Origin of the sequence: Streptomyces sp. MB09-02B, from assembly GCF_033794485.1 — a bacterium.
Classification (GTDB): domain Bacteria; phylum Actinomycetota; class Actinomycetes; order Streptomycetales; family Streptomycetaceae; genus Streptomyces.
This window is the reverse complement of the sequence record NZ_JARGEE010000020.1, coordinates 1-17364: the sequence shown is the minus strand read 5'-3', so window position 1 is coordinate 17364 and position 17364 is coordinate 1. Positions and strand designations below refer to the sequence as shown.

General features: G+C 70.7%; 25 protein-coding genes and 2 pseudogenes. 19 read left to right on the top strand and 8 right to left on the bottom strand.

Annotation, left to right across the window (positions count from 1 at the left end):
* Positions 1 to 54 precede the first annotated feature (54 nt).
* On the bottom strand, positions 55 to 513 hold the full coding sequence (locus P1P70_RS05370; RefSeq protein ID WP_319234994.1) for an Lrp/AsnC family transcriptional regulator: 459 nt from the start codon (positions 511 to 513) through the stop codon (positions 55 to 57).
* 97 nt (positions 514 to 610) lie between these two features.
* The gene (locus P1P70_RS05365) at positions 611 to 1312 is read right to left on the bottom strand and encodes a UbiX family flavin prenyltransferase (protein ID WP_319234993.1); all 702 of its coding nucleotides are present in this window, start codon (positions 1310 to 1312) and stop codon (positions 611 to 613) included.
* Positions 1313 to 1429: 117 nt separating this feature from the next.
* On the opposite strand from P1P70_RS05365, the gene P1P70_RS05360 reads away from it, so the two are divergent.
* Positions 1430 to 2053 carry a rhomboid family intramembrane serine protease gene (locus P1P70_RS05360; protein WP_319234992.1) on the top strand — a complete coding sequence of 208 codons (624 nt, stop codon included), beginning with the start codon at positions 1430 to 1432 and terminating at the stop codon, positions 2051 to 2053.
* Here the strand turns inward: P1P70_RS05360 and P1P70_RS05355 are convergent.
* Genes P1P70_RS05355 through P1P70_RS05345 form a run of 3 tightly spaced genes read right to left on the bottom strand, consistent with a single transcriptional unit; the run spans position 2043 to position 5021 of the window.
* On the bottom strand, positions 2043 to 2615 hold the full coding sequence (locus P1P70_RS05355; RefSeq protein ID WP_319234990.1) for a Uma2 family endonuclease: 573 nt from the start codon (positions 2613 to 2615) through the stop codon (positions 2043 to 2045). The two genes, P1P70_RS05360 and P1P70_RS05355, sit on opposite strands and share 11 nt — an antisense overlap.
* Positions 2616 to 2661: 46 nt before the next feature.
* Positions 2662 to 3567, bottom strand: a complete 906-nt coding sequence (mqnP, locus tag P1P70_RS05350; protein ID WP_319234988.1) for a menaquinone biosynthesis prenyltransferase MqnP — start codon at positions 3565 to 3567, stop codon at positions 2662 to 2664.
* Positions 3564 to 5021 (bottom strand): menaquinone biosynthesis decarboxylase, encoded by a 1458-nt coding sequence (locus tag P1P70_RS05345; protein ID WP_319234986.1) that lies wholly within the window; start codon positions 5019 to 5021, stop codon positions 3564 to 3566. The genes mqnP and P1P70_RS05345 overlap by 4 nt, the downstream gene beginning before the upstream one ends.
* A 117-nt stretch (positions 5022 to 5138) precedes the next feature.
* Here P1P70_RS05345 and P1P70_RS05340 point away from each other — a divergent pair, with 117 nt between their 5' ends.
* Positions 5139 to 5576, top strand: a complete 438-nt coding sequence (locus P1P70_RS05340; RefSeq protein WP_319234985.1) for a PLD nuclease N-terminal domain-containing protein — start codon at positions 5139 to 5141, stop codon at positions 5574 to 5576.
* A 93-nt stretch (positions 5577 to 5669) separates the two neighbouring features.
* Here the strand turns inward: P1P70_RS05340 and P1P70_RS45660 are convergent.
* A pseudogene (locus tag P1P70_RS45660) lies at positions 5670 to 6038 on the bottom strand (hypothetical protein); the annotation flags it as partial.
* Positions 6039 to 6116: 78 nt separating this feature from the next.
* On the opposite strand from P1P70_RS45660, the gene P1P70_RS05330 reads away from it, so the two are divergent.
* From P1P70_RS05330 to P1P70_RS05265, 14 genes are all read left to right on the top strand, one after another.
* Positions 6117 to 6866 (top strand): MerR family transcriptional regulator, encoded by a 750-nt coding sequence (locus P1P70_RS05330; RefSeq protein WP_319234984.1) that lies wholly within the window; start codon positions 6117 to 6119, stop codon positions 6864 to 6866.
* A gap of 140 nt (positions 6867 to 7006) precedes the next feature.
* Positions 7007 to 7333, top strand: coding sequence for a gas vesicle protein (locus tag P1P70_RS05325; protein ID WP_319235025.1), 327 nt, complete (start codon positions 7007 to 7009; stop codon positions 7331 to 7333).
* Positions 7334 to 7442: 109 nt separating this feature from the next.
* Positions 7443 to 7916, top strand: a complete 474-nt coding sequence (locus tag P1P70_RS05320; protein ID WP_319235023.1) for a gas vesicle structural protein GvpA — start codon at positions 7443 to 7445, stop codon at positions 7914 to 7916.
* Positions 7913 to 8638: a GvpL/GvpF family gas vesicle protein gene (locus P1P70_RS05315; RefSeq protein ID WP_319234983.1), complete on the top strand. Its 726-nt coding sequence runs from the start codon at positions 7913 to 7915 to the stop codon at positions 8636 to 8638. Before P1P70_RS05320 ends, P1P70_RS05315 begins: the two co-directional genes overlap by 4 nt.
* A 54-nt stretch (positions 8639 to 8692) precedes the next feature.
* The gene (locus P1P70_RS05310; protein WP_319234982.1) at positions 8693 to 8956 is read left to right on the top strand and encodes a gas vesicle protein GvpG; all 264 of its coding nucleotides are present in this window, start codon (positions 8693 to 8695) and stop codon (positions 8954 to 8956) included.
* On the top strand, positions 8953 to 9495 hold the full coding sequence (locus tag P1P70_RS05305) for an ABC transporter substrate-binding protein (RefSeq protein WP_319234980.1): 543 nt from the start codon (positions 8953 to 8955) through the stop codon (positions 9493 to 9495). The genes P1P70_RS05310 and P1P70_RS05305 overlap by 4 nt, the downstream gene beginning before the upstream one ends.
* Positions 9488 to 10621, top strand: a complete 1134-nt coding sequence (locus P1P70_RS05300; protein WP_319234978.1) for an SRPBCC family protein — start codon at positions 9488 to 9490, stop codon at positions 10619 to 10621. The genes P1P70_RS05305 and P1P70_RS05300 overlap by 8 nt, the downstream gene beginning before the upstream one ends.
* A gap of 3 nt (positions 10622 to 10624) precedes the next feature.
* A complete protein-coding gene (locus tag P1P70_RS05295) occupies positions 10625 to 11155 on the top strand; it encodes a gas vesicle protein (RefSeq protein WP_319234976.1) in 531 nt (176 codons plus the stop codon).
* Positions 11156 to 11173: 18 nt separating this feature from the next.
* Entirely contained in the window at positions 11174 to 11497 is a 324-nt protein-coding gene (locus tag P1P70_RS05290; protein ID WP_319234975.1) for a gas vesicle protein, read from the top strand.
* A complete protein-coding gene (locus P1P70_RS05285; protein WP_319234974.1) occupies positions 11472 to 11891 on the top strand; it encodes a gas vesicle protein K in 420 nt (139 codons plus the stop codon). Before P1P70_RS05290 ends, P1P70_RS05285 begins: the two co-directional genes overlap by 26 nt.
* A gap of 53 nt (positions 11892 to 11944) precedes the next feature.
* Positions 11945 to 12430, top strand: a complete 486-nt coding sequence (locus P1P70_RS05280; protein WP_319234973.1) for a nucleoside deaminase — start codon at positions 11945 to 11947, stop codon at positions 12428 to 12430.
* Complete coding sequence (locus P1P70_RS05275) at positions 12414 to 13391, top strand: isopenicillin N synthase family dioxygenase (protein WP_319235022.1); 978 nt, start codon at positions 12414 to 12416, stop codon at positions 13389 to 13391. Before P1P70_RS05280 ends, P1P70_RS05275 begins: the two co-directional genes overlap by 17 nt.
* A 217-nt stretch (positions 13392 to 13608) precedes the next feature.
* Positions 13609 to 14406, top strand: a complete 798-nt coding sequence (locus P1P70_RS05270) for a hypothetical protein (protein ID WP_319234972.1) — start codon at positions 13609 to 13611, stop codon at positions 14404 to 14406.
* The gene (locus P1P70_RS05265; RefSeq protein WP_319234971.1) at positions 14399 to 14785 is read left to right on the top strand and encodes a GntR family transcriptional regulator; all 387 of its coding nucleotides are present in this window, start codon (positions 14399 to 14401) and stop codon (positions 14783 to 14785) included. Before P1P70_RS05270 ends, P1P70_RS05265 begins: the two co-directional genes overlap by 8 nt.
* Positions 14786 to 14801: 16 nt before the next feature.
* On the opposite strand, the gene P1P70_RS05260 is transcribed toward P1P70_RS05265, so the two are convergent.
* Positions 14802 to 15017, bottom strand: a complete 216-nt coding sequence (locus P1P70_RS05260; protein ID WP_319234970.1) for a hypothetical protein — start codon at positions 15015 to 15017, stop codon at positions 14802 to 14804.
* Positions 15018 to 15069: 52 nt separating this feature from the next.
* On the bottom strand, positions 15070 to 15498 hold the full coding sequence (locus P1P70_RS05255) for a hypothetical protein (protein WP_319234969.1): 429 nt from the start codon (positions 15496 to 15498) through the stop codon (positions 15070 to 15072).
* Positions 15499 to 15824: 326 nt separating this feature from the next.
* Between P1P70_RS05255 and P1P70_RS05250 the strand changes: the two genes are divergently transcribed.
* From P1P70_RS05250 to P1P70_RS05240, 3 genes and pseudogenes are all read left to right on the top strand, one after another.
* A complete protein-coding gene (locus tag P1P70_RS05250; protein WP_319234968.1) occupies positions 15825 to 16781 on the top strand; it encodes a helix-turn-helix transcriptional regulator in 957 nt (318 codons plus the stop codon).
* A complete protein-coding gene (locus P1P70_RS05245; RefSeq protein WP_319235021.1) occupies positions 16723 to 16851 on the top strand; it encodes a DUF397 domain-containing protein in 129 nt (42 codons plus the stop codon). The genes P1P70_RS05250 and P1P70_RS05245 overlap by 59 nt, the downstream gene beginning before the upstream one ends.
* Before the next feature lie 73 nt (positions 16852 to 16924).
* Positions 16925 to 17364, top strand: a pseudogene (locus P1P70_RS05240) (hypothetical protein); the annotation flags it as partial.

Below are 17364 nucleotides of genomic sequence, written 5' to 3'. Positions count from 1 at the left end.
CGGTCGGCACCGACTGACTGCCTTGAAAACCTCGTCAACCCTACGTCCACTCCCCTACTGCTCCTCCTCCGGCAGCTCACCCACCCGGTTCTCCCACTTCGTGGAGAGCACGATCGTCGTACGGGTGCGGGAGACGCCCTTGGTGCCGGAGAGCCGGCGGATGGTCTTCTCCAGGCCGTCGACATCGGGGGCGCGCACCTTGAGCATGAACGAGTCGTCGCCCGCGATGAACCAGCAGTCCTCGATCTCGGCCAGGTCCCGCATCCGGTCCGCCACGTCCTCGTGGTCGGCGGCGTCGGAGAGCGAGATGCCGATGAGCGCGGTCACCCCGAGGCCGAGGGAGGCCGCGTTCACGGTGGCGCGATAACCGGTGATGACACCGGCCGCCTCCAGCCGGTTGATGCGGTCGGTGACACTGGGTCCCGACAGTCCGACGAGGCGTCCCAGCTCCGCGTAGGAGGCCCGGCCGTTCTCCCTCAGGGCCTGGATGAGCTGCCTGTCCACCGCGTCCATGCGATCGGTTGCCTTCCGCCTAAGAATTGCGTTGTGGGTGATGGGTGTTCGGTGATGCTCAGTCATGTTCGACGAGACGAGAGTGGTGCGGGTGACGTCACCGGTGGGACTCGCGTGCCCGGCCGACGTCGCCCTCCCAGCGCCGGTACAGGCTGTGCGGGACGCCCGCCGCGTCCAGCGCCCGTCCGGCGACGAAGTCCACCAGGTCCTGGATGTGCGTGGCCCCCGCGTAGAACGCCGGGGACGCGGGCAGTACCGTCGCCCCCGCCTCGTCCAGGGTCACCAGGTGCCGCAGGGTCTGCCCGTTCAACGGGGTCTCGCGTACGGCGACCACGAGCCGTCGGCCCTCCTTCAGGGTGACGCTCGCCGCCCGTTGCAGCAGGTCCTTGGAGAGCCCGAGGGCCACGCCCGCGACGCACGCCGTCGACGCGGGGACGATGAGCATCCCCTTGACGGGGTACGAGCCGGAGGACGGTCCGGCGGCCAGGTCGCCGGGGGTCCAGTGCCGTACCCGGTCGCCGCCCTCGCCGTCGAGGTCCACGGTGAACGTGCCGGGCTTGCCGTCCGCCCCACGGGACAGCCATTCCCGCAGGTCGTCGCGCCAGTGTGCGTCCCGGTAGGAGATTCCCGTCTCGTCGAGCAGGGTCAGCCGCGAGGCCCGGGACACCACGAGGTCGACGCTCTCGCCCGCGGCGAGGAGCGCGCGCAGCACAGCGGCGGCGTATGGGGTGCCGGATGCGCCGGACACCCCTACGATCCAAGGCGTACGCGGCGTCTTCCCTGGCTTGACTGGGTTCACGACACCGAGCCTATCCGGCGGCGCGTGGTGGGAACCGGCCAAGGGGGCCCGGCCGTTTCCATGAAGGACGCGTGAGGTCGGCGTGAGGTCGGCGTGAGGTCGGGACGGGGGTTCGACATGGCAGGTGGAGTACGCGGATCTCTGAGCCCCGAGCGGGAGTGGTCGCGCGGCGGCCGTGCGAAGGCGGCGGCCAAGCTGATGGTGGGCTGGGTCGCGCTGCTGTGGATCCTGGAGGTCGTCGACGTGGCGACGGGCCACGCGTTGGACGACTTCGGGATCGTGCCGCGCTCGGTGCCCGAGCTGGTCGACGTCGTGCCCGCCTCGTTCATCCACTTCGGCTTCGGCCATGTCGCGGCGAACAGCGTGCCGCTGCTGGTGCTGGGCTTCCTCGCGGCGCTGGGCGGACTGCGCCGCTTCGCCGCCGTCTGCGCGCTGATCATCGTCGCGGACGGGCTGGGGGTCTGGCTGATATCCCCGGACAACACCAACACCGCCGGCGCCTCGGGCGTCGTCTTCGGGCTCTTCGGGTTCCTCGTCGTCACCGGCTTCGTCGAGCGCCGGCTGCTGGGGGTCGCGGTGGGTGTCCTGGTCGCGGCCGTCTGGGGCGGCGCGATCCTGGGCGGCATCGCCCCCACCGAGACCGGCATCAGCTGGCAGGGACATCTGATCGGGCTGGTGACGGGGGTGGTGGCGGCGTTCGTGTTCCGCCGGCGCCCGTCCCGCACGGCGCTCACGTCGTAGGGCGCGCCTTCGGGTCCACGGGGAGACGGCCGGTGGCGATGGTGAGCTTGCCGAGCGGGGCGTCGAGGGTCAGGTCAGGGCCGTAAGGGATGGTGTCGCGGCCCTGGTAGCCGTCGGGGCCCGGGTTCCACATCATGACGGCGTGGCCCTTGAGCGGATCCAGGATCACGTAGTGGGTGATGCCCCGGGAGGCGTACCAGCGAGGCTTGATCTCGTAGTCACGGCGGATGCTCTCCGGCGACACCACTTCGGCCACGAACTCGATCAGATCGGCGGGATACGAGCTGCGGTTCTCCGCCTCCGCCTCCGCCGGGATGACCGCGATGTCCGGGCAGAACTCGTTGGCATCGTCGAAGGGGAACGCCACGTCGCTCACGAGCGCCCAGTCCGGCGAAAGCTGCTCCTCCAGGTTCGTCGCGGCCCTCATGATCGTCTCCCCGTGGAAGGGCCTGACCGGGTTCAGCATGATGCTGCCCTCGACGATCTCCGTGAGATAGCCAGGGAACATGTCCTCGAACCGGCTGAGCTGCGAGTGCAGGCGGTCAATGCCCGAGACGGTCACGCTGGCCTCCCTGGGGTCCTGCCCTCGATGGTAGGCCGACGGTAATTCAGAGGGTCAGACCCCGAACCAGAAGATCCAGCAGCGCGCACACGAACAGGGCAATGCCGATGAAGCCGTTGACGGAGAAGAACGCGCGGTTCAGGCGGGACAGGTCGTGCGGGCGGACGATCGTGTGCTCGTAGACGAACGCGCCCGCGACGATCGCGAGGCCCAGCCACAGGAACGCGCCCGCGTCGGTGAGGACCGCGTACCAGACGAACAGGGCCGTCGTCAGCACGTGGCAGACCCGTGCCGCCCAGATCGCCGCCGGGATGCCGAAACGCGCCGGGACCGACAGGACCCCGGACTCGCGGTCGGAGTCGACGTCCTGGCAGGCGTAGATGAGGTCGAAGCCGCCGATCCAGATGCCGACGGCCAGGCCGAGGACGACCGCCTCCCAGGACCACTCCCCGGTGATCGCGAGCCAGCCGCCGACCGGGCCCATGGCCTGGGCCAGGCCCAGGATCGCCTGGGGGTAGTTCGTGAAGCGTTTGCCGTACGGGTAGACCACCATCGGGATCACGGCGACGGGGGCCAGGGCGAGGCAGAGCGGGTTCAGCAGCGCCGCCGAGCCGAGGAAGATCACGACCGCGATCAGGGCGCCGGTCCACGCGTGCCTGACCGACATCGCTCCGGTCACCAGCTCGCGGTGCGCCGTGCGCGGGTTCCGCGCGTCGATCTCGCGGTCGATGATCCGGTTGACCGCCATGGCGAAGGTGCGCAGGCCGACCATGCAGACGGTGACCAGCAGCAGCCGGACCCAGTGGACGTTGCCGTCCAGCTGGAACATGGCCGTGAGCGCGGCGATGTACGCGAAGGGCAGCGCGAAGATCGAGTGTTCGATCATCACGAGGCGGAGGAACGCCTTGGTACGGCCCGGTTGCTGCGGGATCGCCGCCGACGCGCTGGTCACAGGCCGTACTCCTTCCAGCGGCGGTCGACGAGCGCGGCCGTGGCCGGGTCGGACTCGACCATGTCGGGCCAGCCGCCGTCCCGCGTGTAGCCCTCCTCGATCCACTTCTTCGTGGCGTCGATACCCGCCTTGCCGCCCCAGAACTGCTGATAGGAGGCGTGGTCGAGGTGGTCCACCGGGCCCTCGACGATCGAGAGGTCGCGGGAGTAGTCCGTGTTGCCGAGGGCGCGCCAGGCGACCTCGTGGAGGTCGTGGACGTCGCAGTCGGCGTCGACGACCACGATCAGCTTGGTCAGGGACATCATGTGGGCGCCCCAGATCGCGTGCATGACCTTCTGCGCGTGCTTGGGGTACTTCTTGTCGATCGAGATGATCGCGCAGTTGTGGAAGCCGCCCGCCTCGGGGAGGTGGTAGTCCACGATGTCCGGGACGATGATCTTGAGGAGGGGGAGGAAGAAGCGTTCCGTCGCCCGCCCCAGCGGCCCGTCCTCGGTCGGCGGCCGGCCGACCACGATCGACTGGAGCAACGGCCTCCTGCGCATCGTCACGCAGTCGATCTTCAGCGCGGGGAACGGCTCCTGCGGGGTGTAGAAGCCCGTGTGGTCGCCGAACGGGCCCTCGGGCAGCATCTCGCCGGGCTCCAGCCAGCCCTCGATGACGACCTCGGCGTTCGCCGGCACCTGCAGCGGCACCGTCTTGCAGTCGACCATCTCGATCCGCTTGCCCGCGACGAACCCGGCGAACAGGTACTCGTCGATGTCACCGGGGAGCGGGGCGGTGGAGGCGTACGTCACGGCGGGCGGGCAGCCGAAGGCGATCGCGACCGGCAGCCGCTCGCCCCTCTTCGCCGCCACCTGGTAGTGGTTGCGGCTGTCCTTGTGGATCTGCCAGTGCATACCGATGGTGCGCTTGTCGTGGCGCTGGAGGCGGTACAGGCCGAGGTTGCGGATGCCGGTCTCGGGGTGCTTGGTGTGGGTGAGCCCGAGGTTGAAGAAGGAGCCGCCGTCCTTGGGCCAGGTGAACAGCGCGGGCAGCCGGTCCAGGTCCACCTCGTCGCCCTGGAGGACCACCTCCTGCACGGGCGCGCTGTCCGCCTTCACCTTCTTCGGCGGGACGTGGGCCATCGCGCCGAGCTTGCCGAACGCCTCGCGCACGCCCACGAACCCCTGGGGCAGTTCGGGCTTGAGCAGGCCGCCGATCTTCTCGCTGATCTCGCCGTACGACTTCAGACCGAGCGCCTTCAGCAGGCGGCGGTCGGTGCCGAAGACGTTCATCGCGAGGGGCATCGCGGAGCCCTTCACGTTCTCGAAGAGCAGGGCGGGGCCGCCGGCCTTGTTGACCCGGTCGACGATCTCCCCGACCTCCAGATAGGGGTCGACTTCGGCCTTGATGCGCTTGAGATCGCCCTCGCGCTCCAGTGCGCGGAGCAGGGAGCGAAGATCGTCGTAAGCCATGGGGTCCAGTATCCCCGAGGGGCTACCCTGGCCCCGTCACGGGGCCCGGTGCACGGCCCCGCCGTCACGTCCGGGGTCCGGTGCACGGCCCCGCCACCGCTTCCAGGGGGCTGCTGCATGCTCAGGCTGTTGATGTACCTCGTGCCGTTGGCGCTGACCATCTACGCGTTCATCGACTGCCTCAACACCCCCGAGGACGAGGCGAAGCACCTGCCGAAGATCGCGTGGGTCTTCATCATCCTGCTCTTCTGGATCGTGGGCCCGATCGCCTGGCTCGCCGCGGGCAAGCTCCGCAACGCGCCCGCCGGTGGTCGCACACCCTCGGAGTGGCACCGCAACCACCGCACGGAGTACGTCGCGCCCGACGACAACCCCGAGTTCCTGAAGTCGCTCGCCGAGGACAACAAGAAGGACGAGTCGCTCCTGAAGAGCTGGGAGGCCGATCTGCGCCGCCGCGAGGAGGAGCTGAAGCAGCAGGAACAGGAGCAGGGCGAGAAGGGCGGACAGGGCGAGAAGCGGGAGAAGCGGGAGAAGAAGGACGGCGAGGAGGCGTGACGGCGGGGCCGACGGTCACCTGAGAGCAGCAGGGCAATCCGGACAGCCGTCTGGCGCCCGGACAACCGTCGCGCGTCCGGACAGCCCTCGGGCGTCGGCGAAGTCGGGTACGGTCTCGCGCTCGGCGTGGCGTTCCGGCAGCCGGGCGAGGGCCGCGCTGTGCCGGCGGGCGGCGCGGCGCGTGTTGCGGAGCACGTTCGTGGCGATCCCGAACAGCCAGGCCCGCAGACTGGCGTCACCAACGCCACCCTCGCCACCGTGACCACTGCCACCGTGACCACTGCCACCGTGACCACTGCCACCGCGACCACCGGCACCGTGTCCACCGCCGTCATCCAACTCCGCGTCCGACAGCAGCTTGTCGCGCAGCCGCCAGGCTTCCAGGAAGGTCAGGGAGACGACGTCCTCCGCCGTGTTCCGGTCGGCCGGATGGAGGACGCCGACCGGCTCGCCGCCGCCCACGCCCGGCCGTCCCTGTGTCCCCGGTCACACAGGAATCCGCCCCCCCTCCGTTTCGGAAGCGCCCTAACCTTCCACCCGATGCCTGAACCCGGACCGCCTTCCAGCCCCACCGTCCGCCTCCGCCCCGTCGACCTCGCCCGGCTCTCCGGTGTCTCCACGCAGCAGATCCGCAACTACGAGGAGGCCGGGGTGCTGCCGCCCGTGCCGCGTACGGACTCGGGGTACCGGATCTTCGGCGACGCGCACCGGCGGGCGCTGCTGACGTACCGGGCACTGTCGAGGGGGTACGGGGCGGTCGTGGCGACGCGGATCATGCGGACCGTGCACGAAGGGGACGTACCGGGGGCGCTGGCGCTGGTGGACGAGGCGCACGCGGCGCTGCACGCGGAGCGGGTGTCGTTGCGCGCGACCGGGGAGGCGCTCCGGGCGCTGGCCGGGGAGCCTCCCGAGGAGGACGTTCCCGCGACCGACCTGCTGATCGGCGAGGTCGCGGCGCTGCTCGGCGTACGGACATCGACGCTACGGGTCTGGGAGGCGGCCGGTCTGCTCTCGCCCCGGCGCGAACGCGGCACCGGCTACCGCCACTACGCCCCGGACGAGGTGCGCGACGCCCGCTTCATCCTCGCCCTCCGCCGCAGCCACTACCTCCTCGACGACATCCGACCGGTCCTGGAGGACCTCCGCGCGGAGGGCGGCACGGAGGCCCTCCGCACCGCGATCACCACCCGCCACACGGCCCTGACCGCCCGCACGGCAGCCATGCTGGAGGGTGCGGGCCACCTGCACACGTACCTGGCACGGCCCGCCGCCGACCCGACGCCCCCGTGAGGACACGGACACCGACGCCCTCCGCGATCACGTCAGCCGTGCGGGTGGGGCAGGTCGTCCCGGTGCCGACGGGCCTCGCGCCCGGGGTGGCATATGCCTCGCCCAAGGTCGATGATGGGACAAAGGGTAAGAAGGTGATGATTACGAACGGCCGGGAGTCGGAGAAGCACCGTTCCTCGTCGCGGCAGGCGCCCGCCGAGGAGCGGGTCTCCGCGCCCGAGGCCATGCGGAGCGCGATCGAGCAGCTCTCCCAGTTGCTCGGGCGCGCTCCCGAGTCCGTTTCCGCGCTGAAGCCGACCGACGAGGGCTGGGAGGCCCAGGTCGAGGTGCTGGAGCTGGAGCGCATCCCGCAGACGACCAGTGTGATGGCCGCCTACCGGGTGTCTCTGGACCCCGCGGGCAAGCTGCTGGCGTACGAGCGCGGACGCCGGTACACGCGCGCGCAGATCGACCGGGGCTCCCGCTGAGCCACTGAGGCCACGGCCGCCGCCGAAGAACCCGGCGGCCGCCGTCCGGGCCATGGCTCGCGGCCCTGCCGGACGGCTTCCCCGTACTCGGAGGGAAGAAATCGTGACTGTGGTGCCGCAGAGCGAGGGCGGCGCCCTCGCCCCCCGTGGCGGTGGCGGCGGCTCGGGGAACCTCTACGACGTGCTGGAACTCGTCCTCGACCGGGGTCTTGTCATCGACGCGTTCGTCCGCGTCTCCCTGGTGGGCATCGAGATCCTGAAGATCGACGCCCGGGTCGTCGTGGCCAGCGTCGACACCTATCTGCGCTTCGCGGAAGCGTGCAACCGGCTCGACCTGGAATCGGGGCGCAAGGCCCCCTCCCAGCTGACGGACATCGTCGGGGACACCACCGAGTCGGGCGCCCGCGGCAAGAGCAAGGGGGCGCTCACGGGGGCGGTCGAGGCCGTCACCGACTCGCTCCAGAAGAGGCGCGGCGATGACGACGAGGAGGAGGTGGAGCACGCGCCCAGGCGCGAGAAGCAGCGCGCGAGCTCCGGGCGGAGCGGTCCGAGCCGCCGTTCCTCCAGGGACCGGGAGGAGTGAGCGAACCGATGTCGGTCTACGTCTACGCGATCACCAAAACCGAGCACCCGCTGGGCCTGGACGACGTCAAGGGCGTCGGCGAGGACCCCGCCGCACTGCACGCCGTCAGCAACGGCGAACTGAGCGCCGTAGTCAGCGAGGCCCCCGAGGATCTGTCGGTCAGCCGCCGGGACGTGGAGGCGCACCAGGAGGTGCAGCAACAACTGTGGGCCGACGGCACCATCCTGCCGCTGAGCTTCGGTTTCGTCGCCCAGGACGAGACCGCCGTGGAGGCCCTGCTCCAGGAACGGTCCGAGGCCTTCTCCCGGCGCCTGGACGAACTCACGGGGCGCGCGGAGTTCAACGTCAAGGGCGTCGTGGACGAGGACACCCTCCTGCGCGCCGTTCTGACGGAGTCCGCGCGGGCGCGCGAGCTGAACGACGCGATCCGTGAGGGCGGAGGCACGTACGAGGACCGCCTCGCGCTCGGCGAACTCGTGGCCCAGGAGGTGCAGGGCCGGCAGGAGGCGCTCGGCGAGGAGGCCCTCGCCGCGCTGCGGCCGTACGCCCTGGACGAGCGGCTCGCCCCGGCCTCCCAGCAGTACTTCGTGAACGTCTCCTTCCTGGTCGACGGCGAACGGTCGGACGAGTTCGCCGAAGCGGGCGGGGAGCTGGCCGAGGCCCTGGGAGAGGGGGTGGAACTGCGGCTGCGCGGACCTCTGCCGCCGTACAGCTTCGTATGACCGTCGTACAGCTTCGTATGACCGTCGTCCGGGTCGGACCTAGGAGGCGATGTGGTGGGACTGCTCGGGACCATCCTGACGTTGCCGGTCGCCCCGGTGCGGGGCGTCGGGTGGGTGGTCGACAAGGTGCGGCAGGCCGCTGAGGACGAGTACTACGACCCGGGGCCCGTCCAGGAGGAGCTGGTGAACCTGGAGCGGGCGCGGACCGAGGGGCGGATCGACGAGGAGGAGTTCGCCCGGCGCGAGGAGGAGTTGCTGGGGCGGCTGCAGGAGATCAGCGCCTACCGGCTCCAGCAGCAGAGGGAGACGGAGTCATGAACAACGCCACGATGGGCGCGGCCGTCCTCGGCGGTTATCTGCTGGGGCGGACGAAGAAGGCCAAGCTCGCCCTCGGCCTCGGTGCGCTGCTGGCCGGGTCCCAGGTCAGACCCGGACAGCTGGGCAAGGCGCTCGACGCCCCGTTCCTGAGCGACCTGACCCGCCAGATGCGCGCCGAGCTGGCGGGCGCGGGCAAGGCCGCCGCCACCTCCGTGCTGTCGTCGAAGGCCGACAACCTGGCCGGCGCCCTGCACGAACGCACCGCGGGCCTGCGGGAGCGGGCCGAGGGCAACGGCACGCACGACGACGACGCCGAGGGCGGGACCGAGGACGAGACCGACGGCGGGACCGAGGACGAGGCCAGGGCCGAGACCGAAACCGAGACCGAGACCGAGAAGACTGGCGGTTCCGGGTCGGGCTCGGGCCGCAGTCGGGCGCCGCAGTCGAGGAGCACCGCGCGTCCGAAGAAGAAGACCGCCGCCGCGAGCCGTGCCAAGAGCGGCAGCGGCACACGGTCGAGGAGGCAGGACGATGGCTGAGCGCGGATCGGCGAAGGGCGGCTCGGCCGGCGGCACCGGCACCCTCAGCAGGAAGGGTGAGGACTCCGGCGGGAACACGGGCACGAGCCGGCTGAAGGAAGAGCTGGAGGACTACATCGAGGCCCGGCTGTCCCTGATGCTCCAGAACGTGGGCCACGGGCTCGGCGAGGGCGCCCGCAAGCTGGGCGACAAGAGCACCGGGGCGCTGACGGCGACCGCCTCCCACGCCAAGGACGCGCTGGTCGACAAGGCGAAGGGCGCCACGGGCAAGGCGAAGGACGCCGTCGGCGAGAAGGCCGGGGATGTCGCCGAGAAGGTCACGGAGAAGGCGAAGGACGCCGTCGGCAAGGGGCGCGGCAAGGACCCCTCGGGCGGCAGCGGCAAGGGGCACACCATCATCGAGGACATCGACGTGGGTGTTCCGGTGCGCGAGGCGTACGACCAGTGGACCCAGTTCCAGGAGTTCGAACGGTTCGCCAAGGGTGTGGTCGGCGTCGAGCAGAAGGACGACACCACCACCCAGTGGCACGTCAAGGTCGCCAAGTCCAACCGGCACTGGCGCGGGAACATCACCGAACAGGTGCCCGACGAGCGCATCGCCTGGACGTCCGAGGGCGACAAGGCGACCACCCGGGGCGTCGTCACCTTCCACCCGCTCGGCGAGAACCTCACCAAAGTGCTGCTCGTCCTGGAGTACTTCCCGAAGGGGCTCTTCGAGAAGGTCGGCGGGCTGTTCCGGGCCCAGGGCCGTCGCGCCCGCCTCGACCTCAAGCTCTACCGCACCTTCGTCATGATGCGCGGCGAGGCCACCGGAGGCTGGCGCGGCGAGATCCGCGAAGGGGAGGTCCAGGAGCCGGAGGACGAGGAAGAGGACGAGCAAGAGGACACCGAGGGCCGGTACGACGAGGACGAGGACGAGGACGAGGACGACGGCGAGCCCAAGGCGGAGCGCGAGGACCAGCCCGAGGACGACGCAGGGGAGGACGAGGACGAGGAGCCCGAAGCCGAGTACGAGGACGAAGAGGAACCCGAGGAGGACGAGGACGAGGACGTCGAAGCCGAGTACGAGGACGAAGAGGAACCCGAAGAGGACGAGGACGAAGAACCCCGACGAGAGGCCAGGTGACCCGTGACCCAGTCCGGATCCGCCTCCCCCGTTCCCTCGCCGTCGCGCGGCGCCTACCCGTACGGCGGCGGCCAGGGCTCCAGCGCGAACCTCGCCGACATCCTCGAACGGGTGCTCGACAAAGGCATCGTCATCGTCGGCGACATCAAGATCAACCTGCTCGACATCGAGCTGCTCACCATCAAACTGCGCCTGCTGGTGGCCTCGGTCGACAAGGCCAAGGAGATCGGCATCGACTGGTGGGAGCACGACCCCGCCCTCTCCTCCCGTGCGTCCCGCTCCGACGGTCGCCGCTCCCTCGCCGACGAGAACGAGCGCCTGCGCGCCGAGGTGAAGGAGCTGCGCCGACGCGTCGAGGAGCCCCCGCCGGAGCTGGCCGCGAGTGAATCGCCCGAGCGCCCGCGCAGGGAAGCCCGCCGCAAGGACGCGGCCCGCCCGGCGGAGCCCCGGCGCAAACGGCGCAAGCCGGTGAACGTCGACGCCGAGGACGAGGACGAGAGCGGGGACGAGAACGGGGACGACGACCGTGGCTGAGGAAGGTCCCGGCCGACGATGAGCGCGTACAGCGACCACGACGCGTACGACGCCCACGACGCGTACGACGACGCCCCCGCGTACGACGACGACGGCGACCGCCCGATCAGCGGACGGCAGGTCGCGCTGATCGACCTGCTCGACCGGCTCCTGAGCGGCGGAGTCGTCCTCACCGGGGACCTCGTCCTGAGCATCGCGGACATCGACCTGGTGCGGGTCTCACTGCGCGCGGTGATCGTCGCCGTCCGCGAACAGATGGACGAACAGTGGGCGCTCCCTCTGTCGGAGCAACCACCTTTGGGAGGAGGCGACGACCATGGCGACCCCGGCCCCCCTGCCTGACGGCGGCGGCCCCCACATCGACCGTCTCCGTGAGGTGTCCGCGGCCGCGACCCGCGCGTTCTCCCTGCTGCCCGCCCGGCCGGACGAGGTCGCCCCGCCGCCCCCGACCCGGGGCGAGGCCGTGGCGCGTCGGCTGCGCACCGACCCCGACACGGTCGAGCGGGACCTCGTCCGTCTCGTCCTCACCATCGTCGAACTGCTCCGCCAGCTGATGGAGCGCCAGGCCCTGCACCGCGTCGACCGGGGCGGGCTGAGCGAGGAGCAGGAGGAGCGCCTCGGCATGACGCTGATGGTCCTGCACGAGCGCATGACGGAACTCTGCGACCGCTACGACCTCACCCTGGACGACCTCAACCTCGACCTCGGCCCCCTGGGCACCCTCCTCCCGCCCTGATCCTGCGTCGCGTCGCGCACGTGACCGCCGCGCGTCGCGGGCAGAGTGTGGTCATGGACCAGGACCAGGCACGCGATTGGCTCGCCACCGCCGTCGAGGAGGCGCGGGCGGGGCTCGCCGAGGGCGGCATCCCGATCGGGGCCGCGCTCTACGGAGCGGACGGCGGACTGCTCGGGCGCGGGCACAACCGCCGCGTCCAGGACGGCGATCCGTCCACGCACGCCGAGACGGCGGCGTTCCGCGCGGCGGGACGGCAGCGGACGTATCGCGGGACGACGATGGTGACGACCCTCTCGCCGTGCTGGTACTGCTCCGGGCTGGTGCGGCAGTTCGGGATCTCGCGGGTGGTGGTCGGGGAGGCCACCACGTTCCACGGCGGCCACGACTGGCTCGCCGAGCACGGTGTGGAGGTCCTGGTGCTGGACGACCCGGAGTGTGTGGCCCTGATGCGCGACTTCGTCGAGCACCACCCGGCTCTATGGAACGAGGACATCGGTGACGCCAGTGACACCAGTGACACCAGTGACGCCGGGGAGTAGGCCGCCCCGTGTCCCCACCATCGATCTGCGCCCCTGGCTCGACGGCGGCCCGGAGGAGCGCGCCGCGATCGCCCGGACCGTCGACGAGGCGCTCCAGAGCGCCGGTTTCCTGCTGGTCACCGGTCACGGGGTCGATCCGGGCCTCCGCACGCGCATCCGGGAGGCCGCCCGGACCTTCTTCGTGCTGCCCGTCGAGGCCAAGCAGGCGTACGAGGTGAAGGTCGGCGGGCGCGGCTGGCTGGGGCCCGGCGCCGAGGCGAACGGGTACGCCGAGGGTACGGAGACCCCGCCGGACCTGAAGGAGTCGCTGACGTTCGCGACGCACGAGCCGTTCGACGACCCGGTCGTGAACGCGGAGTGGTACGCGCCGAACGTGTGGCCGGCGGAGGTGCCGGAGCTGCGGGCGCTCTGCGAGGAGTACCTGGCGCGGATGGGCGAGCTGGAGAACCTGCTGCTCTCGCTCCTCGGGGAGGCCCTCGGCCTCGAACCGGACTTCTTCTCCCGCCACATGAGCCACCCCACCTACGGCTTCAACATCAACTGGTACCCGGGCACGGACGTCATCGGCGAGCCCGTGCCGGGCCAGTTCCGGATCGGCCCGCACACCGACTTCGGCACGGTGACCATCCTCGACCGGCAGGCCGGGAAGGGCGGGCTCCAGGTGTACACGGACGAGGGCGGCTGGGAGGACGCCCCGTACGACCCCGACGCCTTCACCATCAACATCGGTGATCTGATGGCCCGTTGGACCGGCGACCGCTGGCGTTCCGGACGCCACCGCGTGCTGCCGCCGCCGGCCGACGAGCCCGCCGAGGAGCTGATGTCGCTGGTCTACTTCGGCGAGTGCACGCCCGGCACGATCGTGGAGTCCGTACCCGCGCCCATCGGACGGGTGGCACACCCGCCGGTGGACTCGCACGTGTACCTGCGGGCGCAACTGGACTCGATCACCGTCGACTGACCCGGCTCCACCGACCGACCCGGCTCCACCGACCGACCCGGCTCCACCGACCGACCCGGCTCCACCGACCGACGCGGCTCCACCGGCCTCCATGGAACCCATACGCCCTGGAGCCCGTCTTCCCCCGAGTCACCTTGTATCGAGCGTTTGACACAAGATCCCGGCCACGGCATCTTGTACCCACCGCTTGATACAAGATGATCCGGGGGGATCCTCCATGCTCGACGACACCGCCCCGCTCCAGCATCGGCTGCTCGACCACGCCGACCACTACGCCCGCTGGTCCGGTCTGGCCATCGGCCTGGTGGTCGCGCAGGCGCTGTCCACGTTCGGGCACGTCGAGTTCGAGCAGCGCGTGGTGTTCTGCCTCACGGCCTTCGGCCTGTGCGCGGTGGCCGGTGTCCTCCTCGCCGACGCCCTGACCCTTCGCCCCCAGGAGGCCGTACGCACTGCGAGTCTCGCCCCGCGCCTGGTCAGAGATCACGTACCACCGCGCATGGGCCCTCTGATCGCTCTCCAGGGCGTCTCCCTGGTCGTCCTGCTGGCAATCACGGCCGCCACGGCGTCCGGCGACCCCGACCGGATGTTCATCACGGGGAAGGCCGTCGACGTCACCTGCAACGGGATGCGCGCGACCCTCGGCCCGTGGCCCGGCCTGTTCTACAGCCTCCCGATGTTCGGCGCACTCGCCATAGCGACCCCCACCTGCGTCTGGGCCCTGCGCCGGATAGCGCACGGCCCGGGCGAGGAACAGCAGCGCCGCGACCGCGCGTGGGCGGTCACCGGGGCCTGGGGCCTGCTGGTGTCGAGCCAGCAGCTGTACGCCGTCCTGATGATCTCCGTCTCGCTGGCGGAGACGGGCTGCGCCGGCACGCTGGGCGCGATCACCTTCTGGGTCTTCTACCCGCTGGCCCTGCTGAACGTGTTCACCGTCGCCTGGTCCCTGGTCACCGTCGTGGCGCCCCGCGCGGTCGAGGACGAGCCCGCCGAGGACGGGGCCTCCGACGATGAGTGACCCCGCCGTCCGCGTCGACACCACCAGCCAGGTCCCGCCGTACGAGCAGATCCGCGCGCAGCTCGCCGCGCTGATCGTCACCGGCCGGCTGGCCGAGGGCGAACGGCTGCCGACCGTACGCCAGTTGGCCACGGACCTCGGTCTGTCGCCGGGCACCGTGGCCCGCGCCTACCGCGAGTTGGAGGCCACCGAGCTGATCCGCACCCGCCGGGGCGCCGGGACCCGGGTGGCCGCACCCCGGACCGGCCCCACCCGCCCGCACGCCGCCCAACTCGCCACCCTTGCCCGCGACTTCACGTCCTCCGCCCGCGCCCTGGGCGCCGACACGGAGGCCATCCTGACCGCCGTCCGCGACGCCCTGGGCCCGGACAGGCCTTAGGGCCAAACGACAGGCCCTAGCTGGACCCGCGCCTCCAGAAGGTGACGCCGAGGACTCCGCCCACGCCAATGCCCAGCGCCAACCCCATCGCCAGGTTGTCGAAGACCGCCGCTCCCAGCGTGGTTCCGACGGCGACACCGAACAGCATGCCCACGGCAAGCCCGACACCCAAGGGCGACGCCCCATCGCCCGCGTCCCGCCCACCGCCCTCGTCGATCTCCTCATTCACCATTCGATCATTCTGTCGAACCGGCAGGTGAAGGCAACAGCTGACACGGCCACCCTCAGGAGGGAGCCTCCTCCAACGGCTGCAGCACCGAGTAGTCCCCGAAGCTCCGCCGGTAGCGCAGGTGCCGCGTCTCCTGCGTGTGTCTGCGCTGCCACTCCTCCACGGCCGCCGGATCACCGTGCACGCCCGACTCCGCGCCGCACTCCGTCTCGTCGCCCGACACACACCGCGCCTCGTACTCCGGCTCCGCCGTCACGTCCTGCGCGATGACGTACGGCACGTAACGGAAGACGCGGCGGGTGCGGGTGCCTCCGCCGTGCTCCCGTCGCTGATGGTGACGGAGCAGCACGTTCGCGTCCGTCTCCGCGCTCCGGTCGTACCGCGCCCGCGCCTCGTCCCGCCGTGCGGCCAGCTCCGCGCACGCCGTACATCCCGTCACCGGAACGGGGGGCGGGCCCAGGGGCTCAAGTTGACGCAACGTCACACCCTCCTCTTGGTACGGCGGTTGGCCGCCCTGACCTGCGCCCCGAGCCGCTCCGCCGGAGTCGCCGGCCGCAACGTCGCCGGATCCGCCTCCCACTCCCGACCGCCACCCACCGGACGCAGCATCGCGTACGGTCCGACCCTGTCCCGGTACTCCCCCACGCGCCGCGTCTGCGGATCGTAGACAAGCTGCCCCTCTGGTTCCACGCGCACTCCACAGCCCTGTTCGTCACTCTGGGTGTATCCAGCGTCGCCGACGGGCACGGTCGATATCAACGCGGGACGTGTGGCACTGGGCCATTGCCACACTCGGCACGAGGGGGCGTCATGACGAGGCGGAACGCGGACGGAGCTGTCGGCGCGGGCAGTTCGGTGCTGTTCGGCGAGGTGCTGCGGCACTACCGCGAGGTGGCACTGCTGACGCAGGAGGCCCTGGCGAGAGAGATCCCGTGCGACCGGTCCCAGGTGGCGAAGATCGAGGCGGGCACGAGGGTCCCGAGCGACCAGTTCGCGAAGCGGTGCGACGAGGTGTTGGGGACGGGTGGGGTGTTGGCCCGGATGTGGGCCAAGGTGGACTGGTATCCGGCCGTCCAGCATCCGGATTGGTTCGAGCGCCGGGTCGAGATGGAGGCGGTAGCGGTCGGGCTACGGCAGTACCAAGAACGGGTCGTCCCGGGCCTGTTGCAGACGGAGGACTACGCCCGCGCGCTCTTCTCCCGGGCCGTACCGGGCGAAGAGGTGGAGGAGCGCGTCCTGGCCCGAATGAGCCGCCAGCCCCGCTTCCTGTCCGACGACGGCCCGCTGTACGTCGTGGTCCTGGACGAGAGTTGCCTCCGCACAGCGGTGGGGTGCCCGGACATCATGCGCGACCAGTGCGCGCACCTGCTGAGCGTCGGGCGGCGCCCCAACATCCGCATCCAGGTGGCTCCGGCGGACCTGTTCGGGATCTTCCGTCCCAGGCAGTCCATGTCCCTGATCGAGCTGCCCGACGAGCGGTGGGTGTACTCCGAATCGATGGACCACAGCCACTTCAACAACGAACCGACTACTTACGCCCGTTATAGCCGAACCTATGATGTGCTCAGGGCCGACATCCCGTCAGCTCGTGAATCCGCCGCCCTGATCAGCGACGTGATGAAGGGGTACGAGCAGCATGGACAGGTACGAGCTGAGCACGGCGACCTGGATCAAGAGCAGCCACAGCGGCGACAATGGCGGCGACTGCATCGAAGTAGCCCCCCATATCCCCGCCGTCGTCCCCGTCCGCGACAGCAAGAACCCTGACGGGCCCGTACTGGTCATCAACCGTCCCGCCTGGCTCTCCTTCATCGAGGCCGTTCGGTCGGAGTCGTAAGCAAACGGGCAGGGTTCGTCGTACTCCGAAACAACTGCCCCTCTCTCCACAGCTGTTGATAACCACAGCAGCTATGACAACGGCAACGACACCGACCCCCGCCCTCTTCGACATATCCAGGGCGTACGAGCACTCGCCCGAACCCCCGTTCGTGGTGCTGGCGGGTGCTCGCGGGCTCGGCCGGAGCACCCTGCTGCGGGAGCTGTGCGCGGCCTACCGGGGGCGCGGCCCCGTCGCGTTGATCGACGGGGAGGAGAGCCGGTTCGACCGGCCTCCCCCGGGCCGACCCCCCACGTCCTGGTCACCGGCGTACGAGGCGGTGACCGTGGTCGCCGAGCAACTGGCGGTGCCACTGGGCGGGGCCGGACGGATCACGTTCCCCCGGCTGGCGTGCGGGCTGCTCGCCGTCGCGGCCGGGGGCTGGGGGGACCGCGGGCTGTCGCGGATCTGCGCGGAGGCGGAGCGGATCCTGCTGCTGAGCGACACGGGCGGCTGGCTGGCGGGGCGGTGGGT